Origin of the sequence: Haloarchaeobius litoreus (assembly GCF_024495425.1) — an archaeon.
In the GTDB taxonomy this organism is placed as follows: Archaea; Halobacteriota; Halobacteria; order Halobacteriales; family Natrialbaceae; genus Haloarchaeobius; species Haloarchaeobius litoreus.
Genome location: NZ_JANHJR010000004.1, coordinates 357,723 through 373,787, shown reverse-complemented (window position 1 = coordinate 373,787; position 16,065 = coordinate 357,723). Strand labels below are relative to the sequence as shown.

Sequence of the window (16,065 nt, the reverse complement as noted above, 5' to 3'; positions counted from 1 at the left end):
CGGGTACCGGCTGCATAGCTATTGCCGGCGCGCCGGAACGGCCGGGGGTGACCCGCGGGACCCCGCTCCGACTACTGGTCGTCTCACCGTCGCACGACGTGTTCGAACCCACGACCGGGACCGGCGCGCGCCTGCACGAACTGGCCTCCCGGCTGGCCGACCGTCACCGCGTCTCGGTCCTCTGTCCCGCCGAGTTCGCTGCCGAGCCACCGGATTGGGTGGACGCCGCGTACGGTTTCGACCGGTTCGGACCGGGCTACCTGACGGACCTGAATCCGCTGTTCCTGCGTGCCGTCCGTCGCGCCCTCGACAGCGAGCCGTTCGACGTGCTCCACGTCGCGCTCCCCAAGGGTGTCGTCGCCAGCAAACTCGCCGTTAGGGCAGGCGGCCACGAGGCCGCGGTCGTCTACGCCGCCCAGAACGTCGAGGCCGAGCACGCTCGCGACGTGGACGACCCGACACTCCCGGTCTACAAGCGGCTCGTCGGCTCTCGGCTCATCCCGCGCATCGAGCGGGTCTCGCTCGCCGCCGCCGACTACGTCACGACGGTCAGCGAGCGCGACCGGGAGACCTTCGTCCGGCGGTTCGGTGTCGACCCGGACCGGATTCTGGCGGTGCCGACCGGGACGACCGTCCCGGAGCCGGCGACCCTCGCGGACCCGGCCGAGAGACGACGCGAACTGGGGCTCGACGACCGTCCAACGCTGGTGTTCCACGGCTCGTACTCGCACCCGCCGAACCGGGAAGCCGTGTCGGCGCTGGTGGAACGGGTGGTGCCGGGACTCCGCGACCGCGGCGTCGATGTCCAGTTGCTCCTGGTGGGCGACGGGATGCCGGCGGTCGACGACTCCGCGGTGACCACGGCGGGCTTCGTCGAGGACCTGTACGGGACCCTCGCAGCCGCCGACGCCGCCGTGGTTCCCATCCGTCACGGCGGCGGGACGAAGACGAAGGTGTTCGACTACCTCGGTGTCGGCCTACCGATCGTCACAACCGAGAAGGGCGCTGAGGGGATCGAGCTCGTGGACGGCGAGCACGCGCTCGTCGTCGCCGACGTGGACGAGTCGTTCGTGGACGCCGTCGCCCAGGTCGTGACCGACGATGAGCTCGGTCGGCGGCTCAGCGAGGCGTCCCGGACCCTGGCCCGCGAGCGGTACGCCTGGGGGCGGAGCGTCGACCGGCTCGCGGGGTTCTACGAGGGGCTCGTCTGGCGCGACCGGACGGACCCCGAGGAGCGAGAGCGAGCGCGAACTGTCGGGTAGCAGTTGCTTACTCGACGTTCCCGGTGCATTCCAATGTCGTTCGGGGGCGAAGCGCCGGGGATGCCAGCAGCAGGCACCGTCGCCTTCGCCATCGAGGACACGACCAGCTACAACGCGCTGAGACCGCTCGTCGAGGCCCTCGAAGGTGACGACCACGTCGACTGCGAGGTCCTCTGGCTCGATTCGCTGTACCCGCCGGAGAGCGGTCGCCGCGTCTCGGCCGAGGTCCACCGACGGCACGACCACCGGCTGGCCGAATCGTTCATGAAGCGGGACGAGCCAGTGTTCAGCCGGTTCCCCGACGGGCTCCGCGACGCGATGGTGCAGAAGCTCCTCGTCGACCGGCTCTCGCACCGGCCGTTCTACGACACCGCGGGATACCTCGACGCAGTCGACCCGGACGTCCTCGTGGCTGCGATGGACTCCATCCCGTTCCTGCGGCATCTCATCCGGGACGCGGGCCAGCGCGGCGTCGAGACGCTCGTCCTCCAGCACGGCGTGTATCCGAACAACCTCGACGCGAGCGTGCTAGCGGTGCGCAACGGCGTCCTCTCGCCGAGCTTCGACCCGGTGCTCCCGCCGCTGGAGCGGCTGAAGCGACGGTTGCTCTACCCGTACGGCTTCTCCGTCTACACCAACCCCTTCGTCGGCGAGGTGCTGACGATGGGGACGTTCTTCCAGCGTCGCATCGCCGCGCTCCGCGAGGAGTACCCCTGCGACGGCACGACACCGGTGACGGTGACGGGGTCGCCGGAGTTCGACGGCGGCATCCAGCCGTACGAACCGCGGACGGACTCGGTGCTCTACCTCTCCCAGCAGACCTACGAGAGCGGCTTCTGGACCGAGGAGAACCTCGACTGGCACGTCGACCGCCTCGGCCGACTGGACGAGATCGCCGACGTGACGGTCCGCCCGCACCCGAAGGACTCCACAGCCAAGATGGACCGCTACCGGGAGCAGGTCGCGGTCTCGGAGGAGCCGAGCCTCGCAGCCGACATCGCGAACTACGACGTCATCCTCGCGAGCCACTCTACCGCGCTCTTCGAGGGGGTCGTCCAGGGGAAGGTCTGTGGCGTACTGACGGTGCCGTGGGACGACACGGAGACCCACCAGGCGTTCGAGCCGTTCACCCACCGGCACATCGTACAGGTCCGGCCGGGGACCGAGGACCTCGACCGGGCCGCGGCCGAACGGTCCATCGAGACCCAGCGGGAGTACCTCCGCCGGTTCTGCTACACGCCCTCGGCGTTCGAGGTCGACGGGTCGAGCTCGACGGAGCTCGTCCTCGACCGGATCCGCGAGCGACTCGACGAGCGACGACTGCAGCATGTGCCTGCGACGAGCTAAGCGCGGCCTACCCGGGCAACACCCGAATCACGGCCGACTTACTAACCGGTCCCGGTGACCAGTCGGAACGGATGACAACAGAGACGGTGCTCGTCACCGGCGGGGCCGGGTTCATCGGCTCCGCGATGGCGGAGCGACTGCTCGATACCGGCCGGGAGGTCGTCGTGGTCGACAACCTCTCGACGGGCGGACGGGAGAACGTCCCGGCGGGTGCGACGCTCGTCGCGGGGAACACCGCGGACCCCGCGACGTACGAGGAGGTCGAGAGCGTGTCCGACGTCGACGCCGTGTTCCACCTCGCCGGGCAGTCCTCCGGTGAGGCGTCCTTCGACGACCCCGCCGCGGATCTGGAGAGCCACGTCACCGGGACGTTCGAGCTGCTGCGGTGGTGCCGCGAGCGGGACATCGACCGCCTCCTGTACGCGAGCTCGATGAGCATCTACGGCGACCCGCGGTACCTGCCGGTCGACGAGTCCCACCCGTCGGACCCGAAGACGTTCTACGCCGCGGGCAAGCGCGGCGCCGAGGCGTACGTCCGGCTGTTCGACAATCTCGGGACGGAGACGACCGTCTTCAGGCTGTTCAGCGTCTACGGCCCCGGACAGAACATGACGAACATGAAACAGGGCATGGTGAGCATCTTCCTCTCGTTCTGCCTGGACGACGGCCCCATCGTCGTGAAGGGGCCACTCGACCGCTTCCGGGACTTCGTCTACGTCGACGACGTCGTCGACGCGTGGGTCCGGGCTCTCGACGAACAGGCCACCTACGGCGAGACGTACAACCTCGGGCGCGGCGAGCGGGTGACCGTCGACGAACTCCTCGAGACGATGGGCGAGGTGTACGACGGCGATCGCGGGCCCGTGGAGGTGACAGACGGCACGCCGGGCGACCAGTTCGGCATCTTCGCCGACGCGACGAGGCTCCGGCGCGACCTCGACTGGGAACCCTCGGTCGGGCTTCGTGAGGGGCTGACGCGAATGGTCCGGTCGGCGACCGGTGAGCCGGAACGCCACGGCCCCCTGGACTCCTGATTCGTCGCTCGGCCGGTAACGCCGCTATTACGAAACGGCCGAACCCGGTGTGGTCCCCCATGAGGGAACTCCAGACCGCCGTCGTCGGCTGTGGCATCGCCGGGAGTCAGATCCACGTCCCCGTGGTCGAGGCGCACCCGGACCTCGGGCTCGTCGCCGTCTGCGACGCAGACGAGTCGCGGCTCCGGTCGGTGGACGTGGACGCCGACGTGGCGCGCTACAGGGACCTCGACGAGATGCTCGCCGCCGAGTCGCTCGACTCGGTCCACGTCTGCACGCCACCCCACACGCACGTCGCCGTCGCCGAACCCGTCCTCGAGGCGGGCATCCCGGTGCTCGTCGAGAAACCCGCAGCCGACTCCGTCGAGGCGGTCGACGAGCTCGCCCGCATCAGCGAGGAGACCGGGACGACCGCCTCAGTCGTCCACAACAAGCTGTTCACGCCGTTCGTCACGAAGGCCCGGAAGAAGGTGGACCGCGGCGAGATTGGCGACCCCGTCTCCGTGACGATGCTGTTCGGTGAGCCACGGGACCTGAGTCTGAGCGACCGCGGCGACTGGGTGTTCGGCCTGCCCGGCGGCGAGATTGGCGAGGGCATCGCCCATCAGGCGTACCTCCCGCTCGCGTTCGTCGACGGGCTGGGCGAGGTCTCGTGCGTGACGACCCAGAACTACGGCGGCTACGACGACGTGGCCTTCGACGGCGTGGCGCTCGAGGCGCTCGACGGCAGCGGTGACCGGCTCGTCACCATCAAGGTGCTCACGGGCTCGACCTCGAAGGACCAGCTGCTCGTCCACGGACGGAACGCCGAGCTCACCATCGACTTCATCCGCGGCGGCCTGTTCACCGACCGCGTCGCGAACGAGGACAACTCGGTCGGCGTCCTCGACTTCCTGCGGTCGAACGCCGGGCTCGGACTCGGCGCCACCCGGAACGTCGTCGGGAAGGTCGGGGGGCGTCTCGCCGAACTGTACGACGCCAGGATGAACGACGAGCCGCCGATTCCGAACCGGAGCCACTACGAGCAGATCGACGCCCACCAGCGCGCGCTCCGGGAGGGTCGGGCGCCACCCGTCACCCTCGAGGAGGCACGGGACACTGTCCGCATCCTGGAGGCGCTCGGGGAGGCCGCCAGTATGGAACAGGCGCCGGCGGTCAGCGACGGAGGGACCGACGGGCACGCCTGAGTCCCAACCGGTCACGCCTCGGAATCTGGTCCCTCAGCGCCCGTTGACCGAGAGGACGGTCCGGAGCTCCCGGTCCGCCGCCGCCCAGGCCCGTTCGTACTCCTCGAACGGCAGCACCTGGCCCGTCAACCCGTCGGCCCGAAGCTCGGTTAGCCGGTCGAGCGCCGCATCGTACTGTGAGGGTGACGGGTCGACGACCGTCGCCACGGTCACGTCGCGGTCGAGTGCGGCACCGCCGTCTGCGGTCAGCGACTCGTCGGGGTAGGGTGCACCGAGCAGGACGACCCGGGGCGCGGCGGAGCCGACCGCCGCATCCAGCGAGGCGGTCGACCCGCCAGTCTCCAGTACGAGGTCGAACGCGGTGAGCTGGCCGGCCGCCGCGCCCCGGGCGTGGACCGATGAGGGGAGGGCATCACGGAAGGTCGAGCGGTCCTCGAACACGGTCACGTCACTCCCCTCGCTCGCGAGCAGGCTGGCAGAGAGGTTGCCGAGCAGCCCGCCGCCGAGCACGGCGACCCTGGACTGCCCGTTCTGCAGCCCGCCGACCCGTTCGAGACCGTCGAGGACCGTCGCGAGCGGCCGGGCCAGCGTCGCGGTCGGGTGGGTCAGCGACGACGGCACGGCGTGGACGTGGTCGGACGGGACGACGAGGTAGTGGCTGTAGCTGCCGTCGACGTCGATTCCGAGGCGTTGCCGGTCCGGACAGCGGCCACGGTCTCCGTTCGTGCAGTGCTCGCAGGTCTCGCAGTGGAGCGTGGCCTCCCCGACGACCACCTCGCCCTCGGCGACCCGGTCGACGTTCGCGCCGGCATCGACGACGCGACCGACGTACTCCCTGCCGGGGGTGACGGGGTACGTGTCCGTCTCGACCGGTGGCGATTCACCGTGGTAGAGCGCGAGGTCGTCGTCGCTGACGCCGACGTGGGTGACCGCGAGGAGGACGTCGTTCGGCTTGACCGCGGGGAGTGGCTCCCGCTCGACCGACGCGACGCCGGGCTCGGAGACGACGACGTGCTCGTTCGCGCCGCCGTAGAAGAACTCGTAACGGTTCTCCTGCAGTTCGGGCTCCGCGCGGAGGCCGGTCGCCGCTCCCCGACGCTGATGGAAGCGGAAGCCGAGGACGTTCCGGAGCGTCTCGCCGTCGAGTTCGCCGCGGCGGACCGCCGCGAGCACGTCGCCGACGATGTCGACGGGGAGTCTCGCGTACTCGTGGACCGCATCGCCGGGCGAACGCACGCCGATCTCGCGGGCCGCGATGGCCTCGCGTTCGAATCGTGTGAAAACCTGCTCCCAGCTCTCGTCGTGGATGTGGTAGATGCAGGCCTCAGGCTCGTAGACGACGACGTAGCCCCGGTCCATGAAGTGCTTCGCCCACTCGATGTCCTCCAGCCCGGTGAGGTACTCGTCGAACTGGTGTTGCTCCCAGAGCGACTTCTCGATGGCGGAGCTGGCGTTGTTCGCGAAGTAGTCCGGCGGCGTCTGGACCTTCCGCTCGTCGGGGAACAGCTCCTTGAAGTGGCGCTCCTCGGGGAGCTTCGTCGACTCGACGCCGCGCTGTCTCGAGTACGTCATCGCAACGTCGTCGTCGCGGAGGTTCTCGACCATCGGTCCGAGCCAGTGCTCGTCAGTCGGGATGGCGTGTGCGGAAAGGAACGCGAGGAACCGACCCTCGGCGGCGTCACAGCCAACGTTCAACGAGTAGCCGAAGGTGAAGTCACGCGGGTCGATCTCGACCACGGTGTCCACCCGCGGGGCCGCCACGTCGAGGGTGCCGTCGGTCGACCCGGAGTCGACGAGCACGACCTCGAAGTCTCTGTAGGCCTGCGCCTCGACCGCGTCGAGCACCCGTTCGATGGTGTCGGCCTCGTTGAACGACCTGATGACGACGCTCGTCTCGGTCATGGCTGGTCGCGACCGCGGCTCGCACTCACCGGGGAGCGACCAGCCAGGGGACGGCGACCACGTCTCGGTACGTGCCACGCGGGGCTTCGCGACCGGCGAACGATACGGAACACACCGACGCGTTCGCCGAGCCCGCTGTTTGTTATTCCACCCGTATCTGTCTCCCCGACCGGAAACCAGTCAGTAACCGGTGGGGTCGGAAGCCGTCTGGTCAGATGCAGGCTGGTCCGCTCAGGTGTCACGCACCTGGAATCGCGGTGTACTGACCGACCAGCGAGCCCTGCAGGTCGACGTCCGTGATCTGGGCGTGCTCGTCGACCAGCGACCGGTCGAGGGAGGCGTTCCGTACCTCCGCCTGCGGGAAGACGACGGTCGACCTGAGCTCGCTGTCGACGACGGTGGCCCCGGGGAGCACATGGACGTTGGGGCCCAGCTCGGAGTCGACCACCTCGGCGTCGGAGGCGACCGTCACGTCGCCCTCCAGCGTCCACTCGACCGCGTCGAGGTAGCTCTCCGGTGTGCCGACGTCGAACCACTGCTCGTCGAAGGTGTAGGCGTGGACCGACCGCCGGTCCTGGAGCCACTGGACGAACCAGCCGGGTTCGTCAGGGTCCTCCCCGGCCTCGATGTAGCGGTCGAGGAGGCCGACGACGGGTCGGGGGAACACGTAGCAGGCGATGGAGACGAGCGTGCTCCGTGGGTCCGCCGGTTTCTCCTGGAAGTCCACGACGCGTGTCCCGTCGGTCTCGACGAGACCGTACGCGCTCGCGGCCTCCCTCGAGCCGACGTCGTAGGCCGCGAGCGTCGTCGTTCCCGTCTGCTCGAAGAAGTCGAGGAACGACTCAAGGTCGAACCCGACCACGTTGTCCCCCGCGACCACGAGCAGGTCGTCGTCAACGGACTCCCGGTCGACGAGCTGTGCGAGCGCGCCGACGACCCCCAGCTTCTCGGCCTCGCCGGTCGTCTCCTCCACGGAGAGCACCGGTTTCGTGTAGTCGCTCCGGTCGAGGAACCGCGCGAACTCCGCCTCGAAGCGCGCGTTCGTACTGACGTACACGGTGTCGACTCGCTCCTCCGCCTCCAGCGCCGAGAGCGCCCGGTCCATCACCGTCCCCGTGCCGAGCGGGAGCATCATCTTCGGTCGGGTGCGGGTCAGTGGCCAGAGCCGGGTGGCGTAGCCCCCGGCGAGGAGCACAGCGTCCATGGAGGGTCCCCTGGCCCGAGGGGGATTGTTATGGACCCCGTGCGACGAGACCGGGGTTGCCGGGGTCGAATACGTGCCGGTTTCTGGGTCGCGGCGCCAGTAACTAGCAGGTAGTTATCCTGCAGGAGCCCCGTACAACAGCCATGACCCGGGGGTCGTGGCGAGTAGCGCCCACTGGTGGTCCAGCCACCGTCGTCGCGCTCGCCATCGGCTACGCACTCGTCTCGCTCGTCGTCGACCCGCTGGTGACCACGAGCGGCCCACATCACGTCATCCTCAGACCATCCGCCGGCCTTCCCGTGCTCTTCGGGATCGCCGCCGGGCCGGTCGGCGTGGTCGGTGCCGTCGGTGGTGCGGTCGTCGAGGCGGCGTTCGTGGGGGGTGACCTGGGGTACTCGCTCTCGATGGCGGTCGGTAGGGGAGCCGCGGCGGCGGTCGCGTGGCGCTGCTGGTCTCCCGGCGACGACAGGAGCGTCACGACCGGGCGCTGGCGGCTCCTGTTGTCCTTCATCGTCTGCACCGTCGCGGCCGCCAGCGTCGGGAACGCGTTGTTCGGCGGGCTCGCCGCGACCGTCGCGGGCTACCCCTTCGCCCCGCTGGCGGTCGAGGGAGCGGTGGGCACAATCGTCTCGACGATCGGCCTTGCAGCTGGCTACGTCCTCCTCGACCGGTTCGACGTCCTCCCGGAGTCCATGGGACCGGGAGCTGACTGGATACCGAACACCTCCGTCGAACGCGGGCTGCTCCTGGCGGTCGTCGGTCTCGCATGGCTGGGTGTCGCGACCGCCACCGACACCGTCGTGCACGACCTCGAGCTCCTCCCGCCGCCGGTCGTCGAACAGCACGTCCCACACCGCATCGTGGGCGTCTTCGAGTTCGCGGCCCACACCCTGTGGGTCGGCCAGCTGCTCCAGTTCTGTATCGCGGCGGTGGCGCTCGTCGCCGTGGTCGGACTGCTACCGACCGCAGCCGTGTCTGCAGGCGGGGACGACGAACGTCCCGTGAAGTCTGCGGCCGACGATGGCAACACGAACCCGACTGTGACCGCCGGCGACGGGAGCGAGTAGGCGGTCCGGCCGGCGACAGCTCACCCCAGCGACGTGTCCAGGTCGTCGGCCGCGCGAAGCGAGATCGCGACGATGGTGAGCGTCGGATTGACGGCTGTGTCGGTCGGGAACACGCTCGCCCCGACGATGGAGAGGTTGTCGAGGTCGTGTGCTCTGAGCCGGGCGTCGACGACGCTGGTCGCAGGGTCCTCGCCCATCCGTGCGGTGCCCGACTGGTGCGGGGACCAGCCGCGGGTGGTCGCAATCTCCTCCGCGCCGGTCGCCGCCAGTATCTCATGAATCCGTTCCTCGGCGAACGAGAGCGTCTCCTCGGCGAACTCGCCGGTGTGGATGGACACGTCCGGAATGGGGTTGCCGTGGTCGTCGGTCCGCCTCGGGTGCAGGGTGACCCGGTTCTCAGGGTCGGGGAGCATTTCCACGGTGGCCGTCAGGCCGAGGTGCGTGCCGTACACAGACCGCATCTCCTCGAGGAGTTCGTCGCCCCAGGACGTCGTCCCGATGGGCTCCGACAGCAGGTCCTGCCAGACACCCAAGCGGTCCGGGGTCGCGGTCAGGTCGAGGAAATCGTCGAGGATCGTCGACTTCGCCGTCGCCAGCGTCCCGAGGGCCGGTTCGGCGTTGTTGAGGAACTCGATCTGGATGCTCCCGGGCCGTCCACCCTCGTTCTCGTAGAACTGGTGTGTCATCGTCGTCGAGAAGCCGATCTCGTTCTGTCCTGTCTGCTGGTCGAGTCGGCCGACGCCCGTCACGTAGGGATGGGACATTAAGTTCCGTCCAACCTGGCCGCTGGAGTTCGCGAGCCCGTCGGGGTACGTCTCCGAATCCGAGAGCAGGAGCAACCGTGCCGTCTCGACCGAGCCGCAGGCGACGACGAAGTGGTCTGCCGGCTGGCGGAACCGCTCGCCGGACGGCGTCTCGTACACCGCGTGTGTGACCCGGTCGCCCGACGCGTCGTGTTCGAGGCGCTGGACCGGGGCGCGGTCGAGCACCCGGACGCCCTTCTCGACCGCCCGGTCGACGTGGATGGTCGCGTCGTACTTCGACCCGGACGGACAGACGGGCTTGCAGGTACCGTAGGCGAGGCAGACGGACCGGCCGTCGTACGGCTCCGTGACCTGTGCGCGTGGGATAGTGTGGACCTCGATGCCGAGGTCCTCACAGGCTTCGGTCAGGACGCGGTCCGAGTAACTCGGCGGGAACGGCGCGACCGGGAAGTCGTGCTCCCGGGGCGGCGAGAACGGCGAGTCGTCCGTCCCTGCCACGCCGATCTCTCGTTCTGCCGCCGCGTAGTACGGCCGCAGGTCCTCGTACGAGAACGGCCAGTCGGAGGCGTACCCGTACCTGGACTCCCGTTCGAAGTCGACCTCGTGGAAGCGCGGGACGGTACCACCCCAGTGGAGCGAGCTCCCCCCGACACCCTTCACCCTGGCGAGGTTCAGGCGGTACGGCATGTTCGAGTCCATCCGGAAGCGGTCGCGCTCGCCACCCATGTCCCAGACGGCCGCCTTCGGCTTCGACCCCCGGATCGAGGTCTCCATGCGCTCGAGGCGCTCGCTCGGGTCGAACCGCGGCCCGGCCTCCAGCACGACGACCTCGTGTCCGCGGCCGGCCAGCGAGTTGGCGAGGATGGCACCCGCCGGCCCGGACCCGACGACGCAGACGTCCGGGTCCCTGGACGGCGCCCGTGGTGTCTGTCCTGCCCCCGACATCTCACGGCTCCTGCTGGTACGATTCGAGCCCGCCCGGATGACCAGCCGGGTTCTCGTTGCCCACGAGGCGGCCGCCCGTCGGCGACGTGTACAGGACGAACAGGAGCTCGTCGACGAGGTACCGGATCCGCTCGGGGACCGAACCGTGCCGTTCGGCGCTCGCAGCGTCGACGCCGAGGTCGCGCAGCACGTCCTCCCGCCGACCGACCCCGATGTCGGTGAACTCGCGGCTGTAGAGACGCATCGCGTGCTCGTCGAGCGTGTCGAACGCGTCCATCACGTAGCCGTACTCGGAGCGTTCGGCCTCCAGCCGGCCCGCGAGGTACGTCCGGACGAACTCGCCGTCCAGCTCGACGGCCGAGGGGTAGACGGTCCCCGCGAGTGCGGCCACCGATTCGGCGAACGGGTCGTCGTCGAGCTGTTCGACCAGTCGCCCCGAGACGCCGGCACCCGCGCCCGTGAGCGCGAGCACGACGACCGCGTCTCGACGGGTCAGTTCCATCCTCGGTCCCTCCCTGTAGGCCCCGGACGCTGCCGCCCGGTCGATACGCGAGTCACAGGCGGTTCTCGGACTCGTGGCTCTTGAGTAGGCGGCGACTTTGCTCCCCGAACGCGGGTAACAGCAGCTTTCCGTCGAAAGTCGGCCCATTCCTTTGTACCAGCACGCCGTCGGGAGGGCAGAACCAACCAGATGTCGGACATCGCCATCTTCCACGACCGCCTCGACCTGTTCGGCGGTGGCGAGGCGGTCTGTACCGCCACCATCGAGGCGCTCCAGGACGAACACGAGCTGACCGTGTTCACGCGGGCGCTGCCCCCGGTCGCGGAGCTCGATGAGTTCTACGGCACGACCATCGACCGGTCGTCGGTGCGGTTCAGGACCGGGCGGGGCCGCCCGTCCCAGCGAACGCTCGCCCGTCTCGGCGAGGTCACCGACCGGCGGCTGGGGGTCGCGCTCCAGTCGCTCCGGCGGGCGGCGTTCGTCCGGTGGGTCCAGCGCGAGACGCGGGACGCCGACCTAGTCGTCTCGACGGCCGGCGAGTTCCCGTTCGAGCCCCCGACCGTGGTCTACTACCACAAGCACGGCCTACCGGCGACAGAGACGCTTGACCGTGGTCGTCGGTGGCTGTCGGAGCTCCTTACGGCCGGCGTCGGCACCGCACGTCCGGACGGGGCGATGCTCGCGAACTCGGGCTGGACGGCCGACCGTGTCGCCCGAGACTACGGCACGCGACCGGCCGTCTGCTACCCACCCGTGGACACGACCGACCTGCCCGCGGGACAGCCGTGGGGCGAGCGCGAATCCGGGTTCGTCACGGTCGGCCGCATCGCCCCCGAGAAGAACGTCCTCCGGAACCTGGAAATCGTCGAACGGCTGGTCGACCGTGGCCACGACGTCCACCTGCACATCGTGGGCCACGCCCACGACAGACGGTACACGGAGCGAGTCGAGCGACGGACGTCGGACCTGGAGTTCGTCACGTACGAGGGGAAGGTCGACCGTGACCGGTTGCTGTCGCTGCTCGGGAGCCACCGGTACGGCCTCCACGGCCGTGAACAAGAGCACTTCGGCATCGCGGTCGCCGAGCAGGTCGCGAGCGGCATGCTCCCGTTCGTCCCCGACAGCGGCGGCCAGCGAGAGGTCGTCGGCGAACTGTCGACCCTGCTCTACAGCTCCGTCGAGGAGGCGGTCGACTCCATCTCCACGGTGCTCGATTCCGGGGCCGAACAGGACCGGCTCCGCGAGCAGCTCCCGGACGTGGAGTCGGAGTTCGGCCGCGAACGGTTCCGCCGGACCATCCGGTCCGTCGTCGACTCGGTGCTGACGGAGGGGAGCGCTGCGGCGACACCCGCGGCGGGCGGGTGAGTTGGCCCGGGCGGGTTCAGACGGGGACCGCGGCCCCTCACCAGTCGACGAACGGTGCGACGACACGCTTCACCGGCGCCAGATCGACCCCCAGCTCGCGTTCCGCCCGCATCAGGAGCTCCACGTCCGGTCGGTCGAGCCCGAGCACGACGACGACCACGAGATAGCACAGTCCGAACCCTGCCAGGAGCACCAGACTCCCCGACAGACCGGGGTCGAGCAGGGCGAACTTGACGGCGGCGAACAGCGCGACGAGCGACAGCGAGGCGACGCCGAAGCGAGCGATCGTCCGGTCGACCGGGACGATGCCGGTCTCCTGGTAGAGTCTCGCGGTGTAGATGCCGTTCAGGAGGAGGTAGGCGACGGTCGTCGCGATGGCGGCGCCGACGACGGTGTACCGGGGGATGAGCAGCCAGTTGAGGGCGAGGTTCACCGTCGCTGCGATGGTCGTCGCGTACATCACGACCCTCGTTGAGCCGATGGCCTCGAGGGTACGACCGTTCACGCCGGCGACGGTGTCGACGAAGAACCCGGCGACGAGGATGGTGAGCGCGAGCGCCCCCGAGACGTACTCCGGGCCGTAGGTCCAGCGGATCGCCAGCTCCGGGAACACGCCGAACACGACGAGCAGGGGGACGCTGACGATGAACAGCCACTTCGAGACGAGCCGGTAGATGGTGCCGATCTCCTGCCTCGCGTCGTCGGCGTGGAGCCCGGAGACCAGCGGCAGGTAGAGGAAGTCGGTCGCCTTGTGCCCGATGGTGATGAGCATCGCGAGCGGGTACACCGTGTTGTAGACGCCCGTCGCTGCGACGGTCGCCAGCGCGCCGAGCAGGAACGTGTCGGCCTGCACCAGAATCATCGTCATCGTGTTACGGAGCATCATCGGAGAGGAGTACGACAGCATCTTGCGGTGCATCGGCCGCCACTCGCCCGGCGAGAACGCGTCGGTGTAGCGGTGGATGTAGTAGACGCCAAGGCAGGCCGGGAGGACCACGGCGAGGGTGTAGGCCCAGGCCACGCCGACCGCTCGTGCGCCGAGCAGCAGGGCACCGGCGAAGAACGCGAGCCGGAAGAACGGCATCGCCACGTTCTGGACGAGGATCTTCGGCCGGGTCAGCTCGCGTCCCTGCACGGCTCCGACGGCCATCTTCACGACCACGGCGAAGGGGATGGCCAGGGCGGTGATGCGGAACACCGGCGTCAGGGCCGGGTCGTCGAAGACGAGCGTCGCCATCGGCCCCGCGAGCAGGAAGACGAGGCCGCCGGCGAGTATCGAGACCGGCACGGCGATCTGGAGGGCCGAGATCACGACACCGCGTCGATACGCCTCGTCGTCGGACCGCGGGTAGAAGCGGCCGACACCCTTGTTCAGCCCGACCGTCGCGATCATCGAGGCGACGGTGACCGTGGTGATGCCGATGACGACGACGCCGAACGCGACCTGGCCGAGCACCCGCGCGATGAGCACCTTCCCGAGGAAGCGGAACATCAGCTCGACGGCCAGCGCGATGAACAGGATGCCACTCCCCCGGGCGAAGCCGTAGAGGAGCGAGCCGAGGTCGGGACCGTCGTCCGTCGTCTCGGACGATTCAGCCGGGTCCATGCGGTGGTCAGGCTTCGCGCGGTGCGTACTCCGCGAACAGGTCGTCGCCCGCCATCATCTCGTTCACCCGCTCGTGGTCTGCGGGTGTGTCGACCGCGTGCGTCTCGACGTCCGTCTCGACGACGTCGACGTCGAAGCCGTGCTCCAGCAGTCGGAGCATGTCGATGGACTCGGCCCGTTCGAGCGGCGTCTCCGGGAGCTCGACGAACGTCTGCAGTAACTCCGTGCGGAACGGCATCGCACACACCTGCTCGTAGACCCTCGCATCCTCGAAGGCCACGTCGTGGAGGTTCGGGATGGGTTCGCGCGAGAAGTACAGCGCCCGGTCGTCCCCGTCGAGCACGACCTTCACCGTGTTCTCGTCCTCGAACACCTCGCGGTCGCGGATGCGGCTCGCGAGGTTGACACAGCCGATGTCCGGGTCGTCCAGCATCGGTTCGACCGCGGTGTCGACCATCTCCGGGCGGATGAGCGGCTCGTCACCCTGCATGACGACGACGACGTCCGCGTCGAGTCCCTGGGCAGCCTCGGCGACCCGCGAGGTGCAGCGGGTGTGCTCGCCCGTCATGATGACCGGGGCGCCGAACTCCTCGGCAGCCTCCCTGATCTCCTCGTTCGGGGTCGCGATGTACGTCGCGTCGAGGCTGTCGCTCATGCGGGTCCGGCGGTAGACGTGTTCGATCATCGGGAGGCCGTGGATGTCACAGAGCGGCTTCCCGGGATACCGTGTCGAGCCCATCCGTGCAGGAATGACGGCGACGGTACGCATGCGCCGTTGGTACCGAGACACGGGCTTTGTTATACCCGGCGTACCCGGATATGGAGGTATTACCGCCGTACAGCGGTCTAGAACCCTCTCGAAGCTATTTCATGGTTCTCGAACTACCGGTGTGTACCGCATGTCCCAACACCGGGCCCTCATCTCCTGTCCGCTCATCCAGGACACCATCCACGAGTTCGACGAGACGCTCGCATCGCACGGCATCGCGTACGACGTGCCGGACGTCGACCAGCAGCTCTCCGAAGCCGACCTGCTCGCGTGCATCGACGAGTACGACGCCGTCCTCGCCGGCGACGACGAACTCACCGGCCGGGTGCTCCGAGCGGCCGACCGGCTGCAGGTCATCGCGAAGTGGGGCGTCGGCACCGACAACATCGACCAGGAGACGGCGGCGGACGAGGGTATCGCGGTGTACAACACGCCCGGCACGCTCTCAGACGATGTCGCCGACGTGGTGCTCGGGTACACCACCATGCTCACCCGTCGGCTCCACGATGTCGACGACGCGGTCAGGGCAGGCGAGTGGTACTGTCCCCGTGGGACGTCGCTCCGCGGCGCGACACTCGGCATCGTCGGCGTCGGGAACATCGGCTCGGCTGTGGCCCGACGCGCCGCCGCCCATCGGATGGAGGTGCTCGGGTACGACGTGGTCCCCTTCGACGACGAACTCGTCGCGGATACCGGCATCTCGCGGGTCGACCGGGACGAACTGTTCGAGCGCGCGGACGTCGTCAGCATCAACTGTCCACTGAACTCGGAGACGGAGCAGATGGTGGACCGCGCGGCGCTCCAGCGGCTCGGTCCGGACGGCTACCTCGTCAACACGTCCCGTGGCGAGATCGTCGACCAGTCGGCGCTCGTCGCCGCCGTCCGTGACGGCACCATCGCCGGTGCCGCACTGGACGTGTTCGAGCGTGAGCCGCTCCCATCGGACGACCCCCTGACCGAACTCGACGACGTGCTCCTGGGCTCGCACAACGCACAGAACACGCACGAGGCGGTCCAGCGGACGAACGAGCGCTGTATCGAGAACCTCGTGAACGGACTCGCCGAGACGACAACACCGGCGTCGACCGACTGACTCGTCGCCGACCAACCG

General features: G+C 69.0%; 13 protein-coding genes. 7 read left to right on the top strand and 6 right to left on the bottom strand.

Features of this window, described 5'->3' with window-relative positions; genetic code table 11:
- The first annotated feature begins 47 nt into the window (after positions 1–47).
- The 4 genes from NOW55_RS19465 to NOW55_RS19450 all read left to right on the top strand — a co-directional run bounded on the left by NOW55_RS19465 (position 48) and on the right by NOW55_RS19450 (position 4,830).
- Complete coding sequence (locus NOW55_RS19465; RefSeq protein ID WP_256401789.1) at positions 48–1,262, top strand: glycosyltransferase family 4 protein; 1,215 nt, start codon at positions 48–50, stop codon at positions 1,260–1,262.
- 60 nt (positions 1,263–1,322) lie between these two features.
- Entirely contained in the window at positions 1,323–2,609 is a 1,287-nt protein-coding gene (locus NOW55_RS19460; protein ID WP_256401788.1) for a hypothetical protein, read from the top strand.
- Positions 2,610–2,680: 71 nt separating this feature from the next.
- On the top strand, positions 2,681–3,643 hold the full coding sequence (locus NOW55_RS19455; protein ID WP_256401787.1) for an NAD-dependent epimerase/dehydratase family protein: 963 nt from the start codon (positions 2,681–2,683) through the stop codon (positions 3,641–3,643).
- A 59-nt stretch (positions 3,644–3,702) separates the two neighbouring features.
- Complete coding sequence (locus NOW55_RS19450) at positions 3,703–4,830, top strand: Gfo/Idh/MocA family protein (RefSeq protein WP_256401786.1); 1,128 nt, start codon at positions 3,703–3,705, stop codon at positions 4,828–4,830.
- Positions 4,831–4,863: 33 nt separating this feature from the next.
- On the opposite strand, the gene NOW55_RS19445 is transcribed toward NOW55_RS19450, so the two are convergent.
- Both NOW55_RS19445 and NOW55_RS19440 read right to left on the bottom strand, forming a co-directional pair.
- On the bottom strand, positions 4,864–6,732 hold the full coding sequence (locus tag NOW55_RS19445) for a glycosyltransferase (protein ID WP_256401785.1): 1,869 nt from the start codon (positions 6,730–6,732) through the stop codon (positions 4,864–4,866).
- 238 nt (positions 6,733–6,970) lie between these two features.
- The gene (locus tag NOW55_RS19440; protein WP_256401784.1) at positions 6,971–7,936 is read right to left on the bottom strand and encodes a nucleotidyltransferase family protein; all 966 of its coding nucleotides are present in this window, start codon (positions 7,934–7,936) and stop codon (positions 6,971–6,973) included.
- 143 nt (positions 7,937–8,079) lie between these two features.
- Here NOW55_RS19440 and NOW55_RS19435 point away from each other — a divergent pair, with 143 nt between their 5' ends.
- A complete protein-coding gene (locus NOW55_RS19435) occupies positions 8,080–9,003 on the top strand; it encodes a hypothetical protein (protein WP_256401783.1) in 924 nt (307 codons plus the stop codon).
- A 20-nt stretch (positions 9,004–9,023) separates the two neighbouring features.
- Here NOW55_RS19435 and NOW55_RS19430 read toward each other — a convergent pair whose 3' ends face one another.
- Positions 9,024–10,712: a GMC family oxidoreductase gene (locus NOW55_RS19430; RefSeq protein WP_256401782.1), complete on the bottom strand. Its 1,689-nt coding sequence runs from the start codon at positions 10,710–10,712 to the stop codon at positions 9,024–9,026.
- 1 nt (position 10,713) lies between these two features.
- Positions 10,714–11,214 carry a gluconate 2-dehydrogenase subunit 3 family protein gene (locus NOW55_RS19425; RefSeq protein ID WP_256401781.1) on the bottom strand — a complete coding sequence of 167 codons (501 nt, stop codon included), beginning with the start codon at positions 11,212–11,214 and terminating at the stop codon, positions 10,714–10,716.
- Positions 11,215–11,403: 189 nt separating this feature from the next.
- On the opposite strand from NOW55_RS19425, the gene NOW55_RS19420 reads away from it, so the two are divergent.
- Positions 11,404–12,579, top strand: a complete 1,176-nt coding sequence (locus NOW55_RS19420; RefSeq protein ID WP_256401780.1) for a glycosyltransferase family 4 protein — start codon at positions 11,404–11,406, stop codon at positions 12,577–12,579.
- A gap of 37 nt (positions 12,580–12,616) precedes the next feature.
- On the opposite strand, the gene NOW55_RS19415 is transcribed toward NOW55_RS19420, so the two are convergent.
- Together NOW55_RS19415 and NOW55_RS19410 are read right to left on the bottom strand one after the other, a co-directional pair.
- A complete protein-coding gene (locus tag NOW55_RS19415) occupies positions 12,617–14,185 on the bottom strand; it encodes a flippase (RefSeq protein WP_256401779.1) in 1,569 nt (522 codons plus the stop codon).
- A gap of 7 nt (positions 14,186–14,192) precedes the next feature.
- A complete protein-coding gene (locus NOW55_RS19410; protein ID WP_256401778.1) occupies positions 14,193–14,954 on the bottom strand; it encodes a 3-deoxy-manno-octulosonate cytidylyltransferase in 762 nt (253 codons plus the stop codon).
- Positions 14,955–15,084: 130 nt separating this feature from the next.
- Between NOW55_RS19410 and NOW55_RS19405 the strand changes: the two genes are divergently transcribed.
- Positions 15,085–16,047: a phosphoglycerate dehydrogenase gene (locus tag NOW55_RS19405; protein ID WP_256401777.1), complete on the top strand. Its 963-nt coding sequence runs from the start codon at positions 15,085–15,087 to the stop codon at positions 16,045–16,047.
- Positions 16,048–16,065: the final 18 nt, after the last annotated feature.

Excerpts from the sequence above, each read along its gene's own strand:
- NOW55_RS19460 (WP_256401788.1), top strand. The coding sequence starts at position 1,323 with ATGCCAGCAGCAGGCACCGTCGCCTTCGCCATCGAGGACACGACCAGC.
- NOW55_RS19455 (WP_256401787.1), top strand. The coding sequence starts at position 2,681 with ATGACAACAGAGACGGTGCTCGTCACCGGCGGGGCCGGGTTCATCGGC.
- NOW55_RS19450 (WP_256401786.1), top strand. The coding sequence starts at position 3,703 with ATGAGGGAACTCCAGACCGCCGTCGTCGGCTGTGGCATCGCCGGGAGT.
- NOW55_RS19445 (WP_256401785.1), bottom strand. The coding sequence starts at position 6,732 with ATGACCGAGACGAGCGTCGTCATCAGGTCGTTCAACGAGGCCGACACC.
- NOW55_RS19440 (WP_256401784.1), bottom strand. The coding sequence starts at position 7,936 with ATGGACGCTGTGCTCCTCGCCGGGGGCTACGCCACCCGGCTCTGGCCA.
- NOW55_RS19435 (WP_256401783.1), top strand. The coding sequence starts at position 8,080 with ATGACCCGGGGGTCGTGGCGAGTAGCGCCCACTGGTGGTCCAGCCACC.
- NOW55_RS19430 (WP_256401782.1), bottom strand. The coding sequence starts at position 10,712 with ATGTCGGGGGCAGGACAGACACCACGGGCGCCGTCCAGGGACCCGGAC.
- NOW55_RS19425 (WP_256401781.1), bottom strand. The coding sequence starts at position 11,214 with ATGGAACTGACCCGTCGAGACGCGGTCGTCGTGCTCGCGCTCACGGGC.
- NOW55_RS19420 (WP_256401780.1), top strand. The coding sequence starts at position 11,404 with ATGTCGGACATCGCCATCTTCCACGACCGCCTCGACCTGTTCGGCGGT.
- NOW55_RS19415 (WP_256401779.1), bottom strand. The coding sequence starts at position 14,185 with ATGGACCCGGCTGAATCGTCCGAGACGACGGACGACGGTCCCGACCTC.
- NOW55_RS19410 (WP_256401778.1), bottom strand. The coding sequence starts at position 14,954 with ATGCGTACCGTCGCCGTCATTCCTGCACGGATGGGCTCGACACGGTAT.
- NOW55_RS19405 (WP_256401777.1), top strand. The coding sequence starts at position 15,085 with ATGTCCCAACACCGGGCCCTCATCTCCTGTCCGCTCATCCAGGACACC.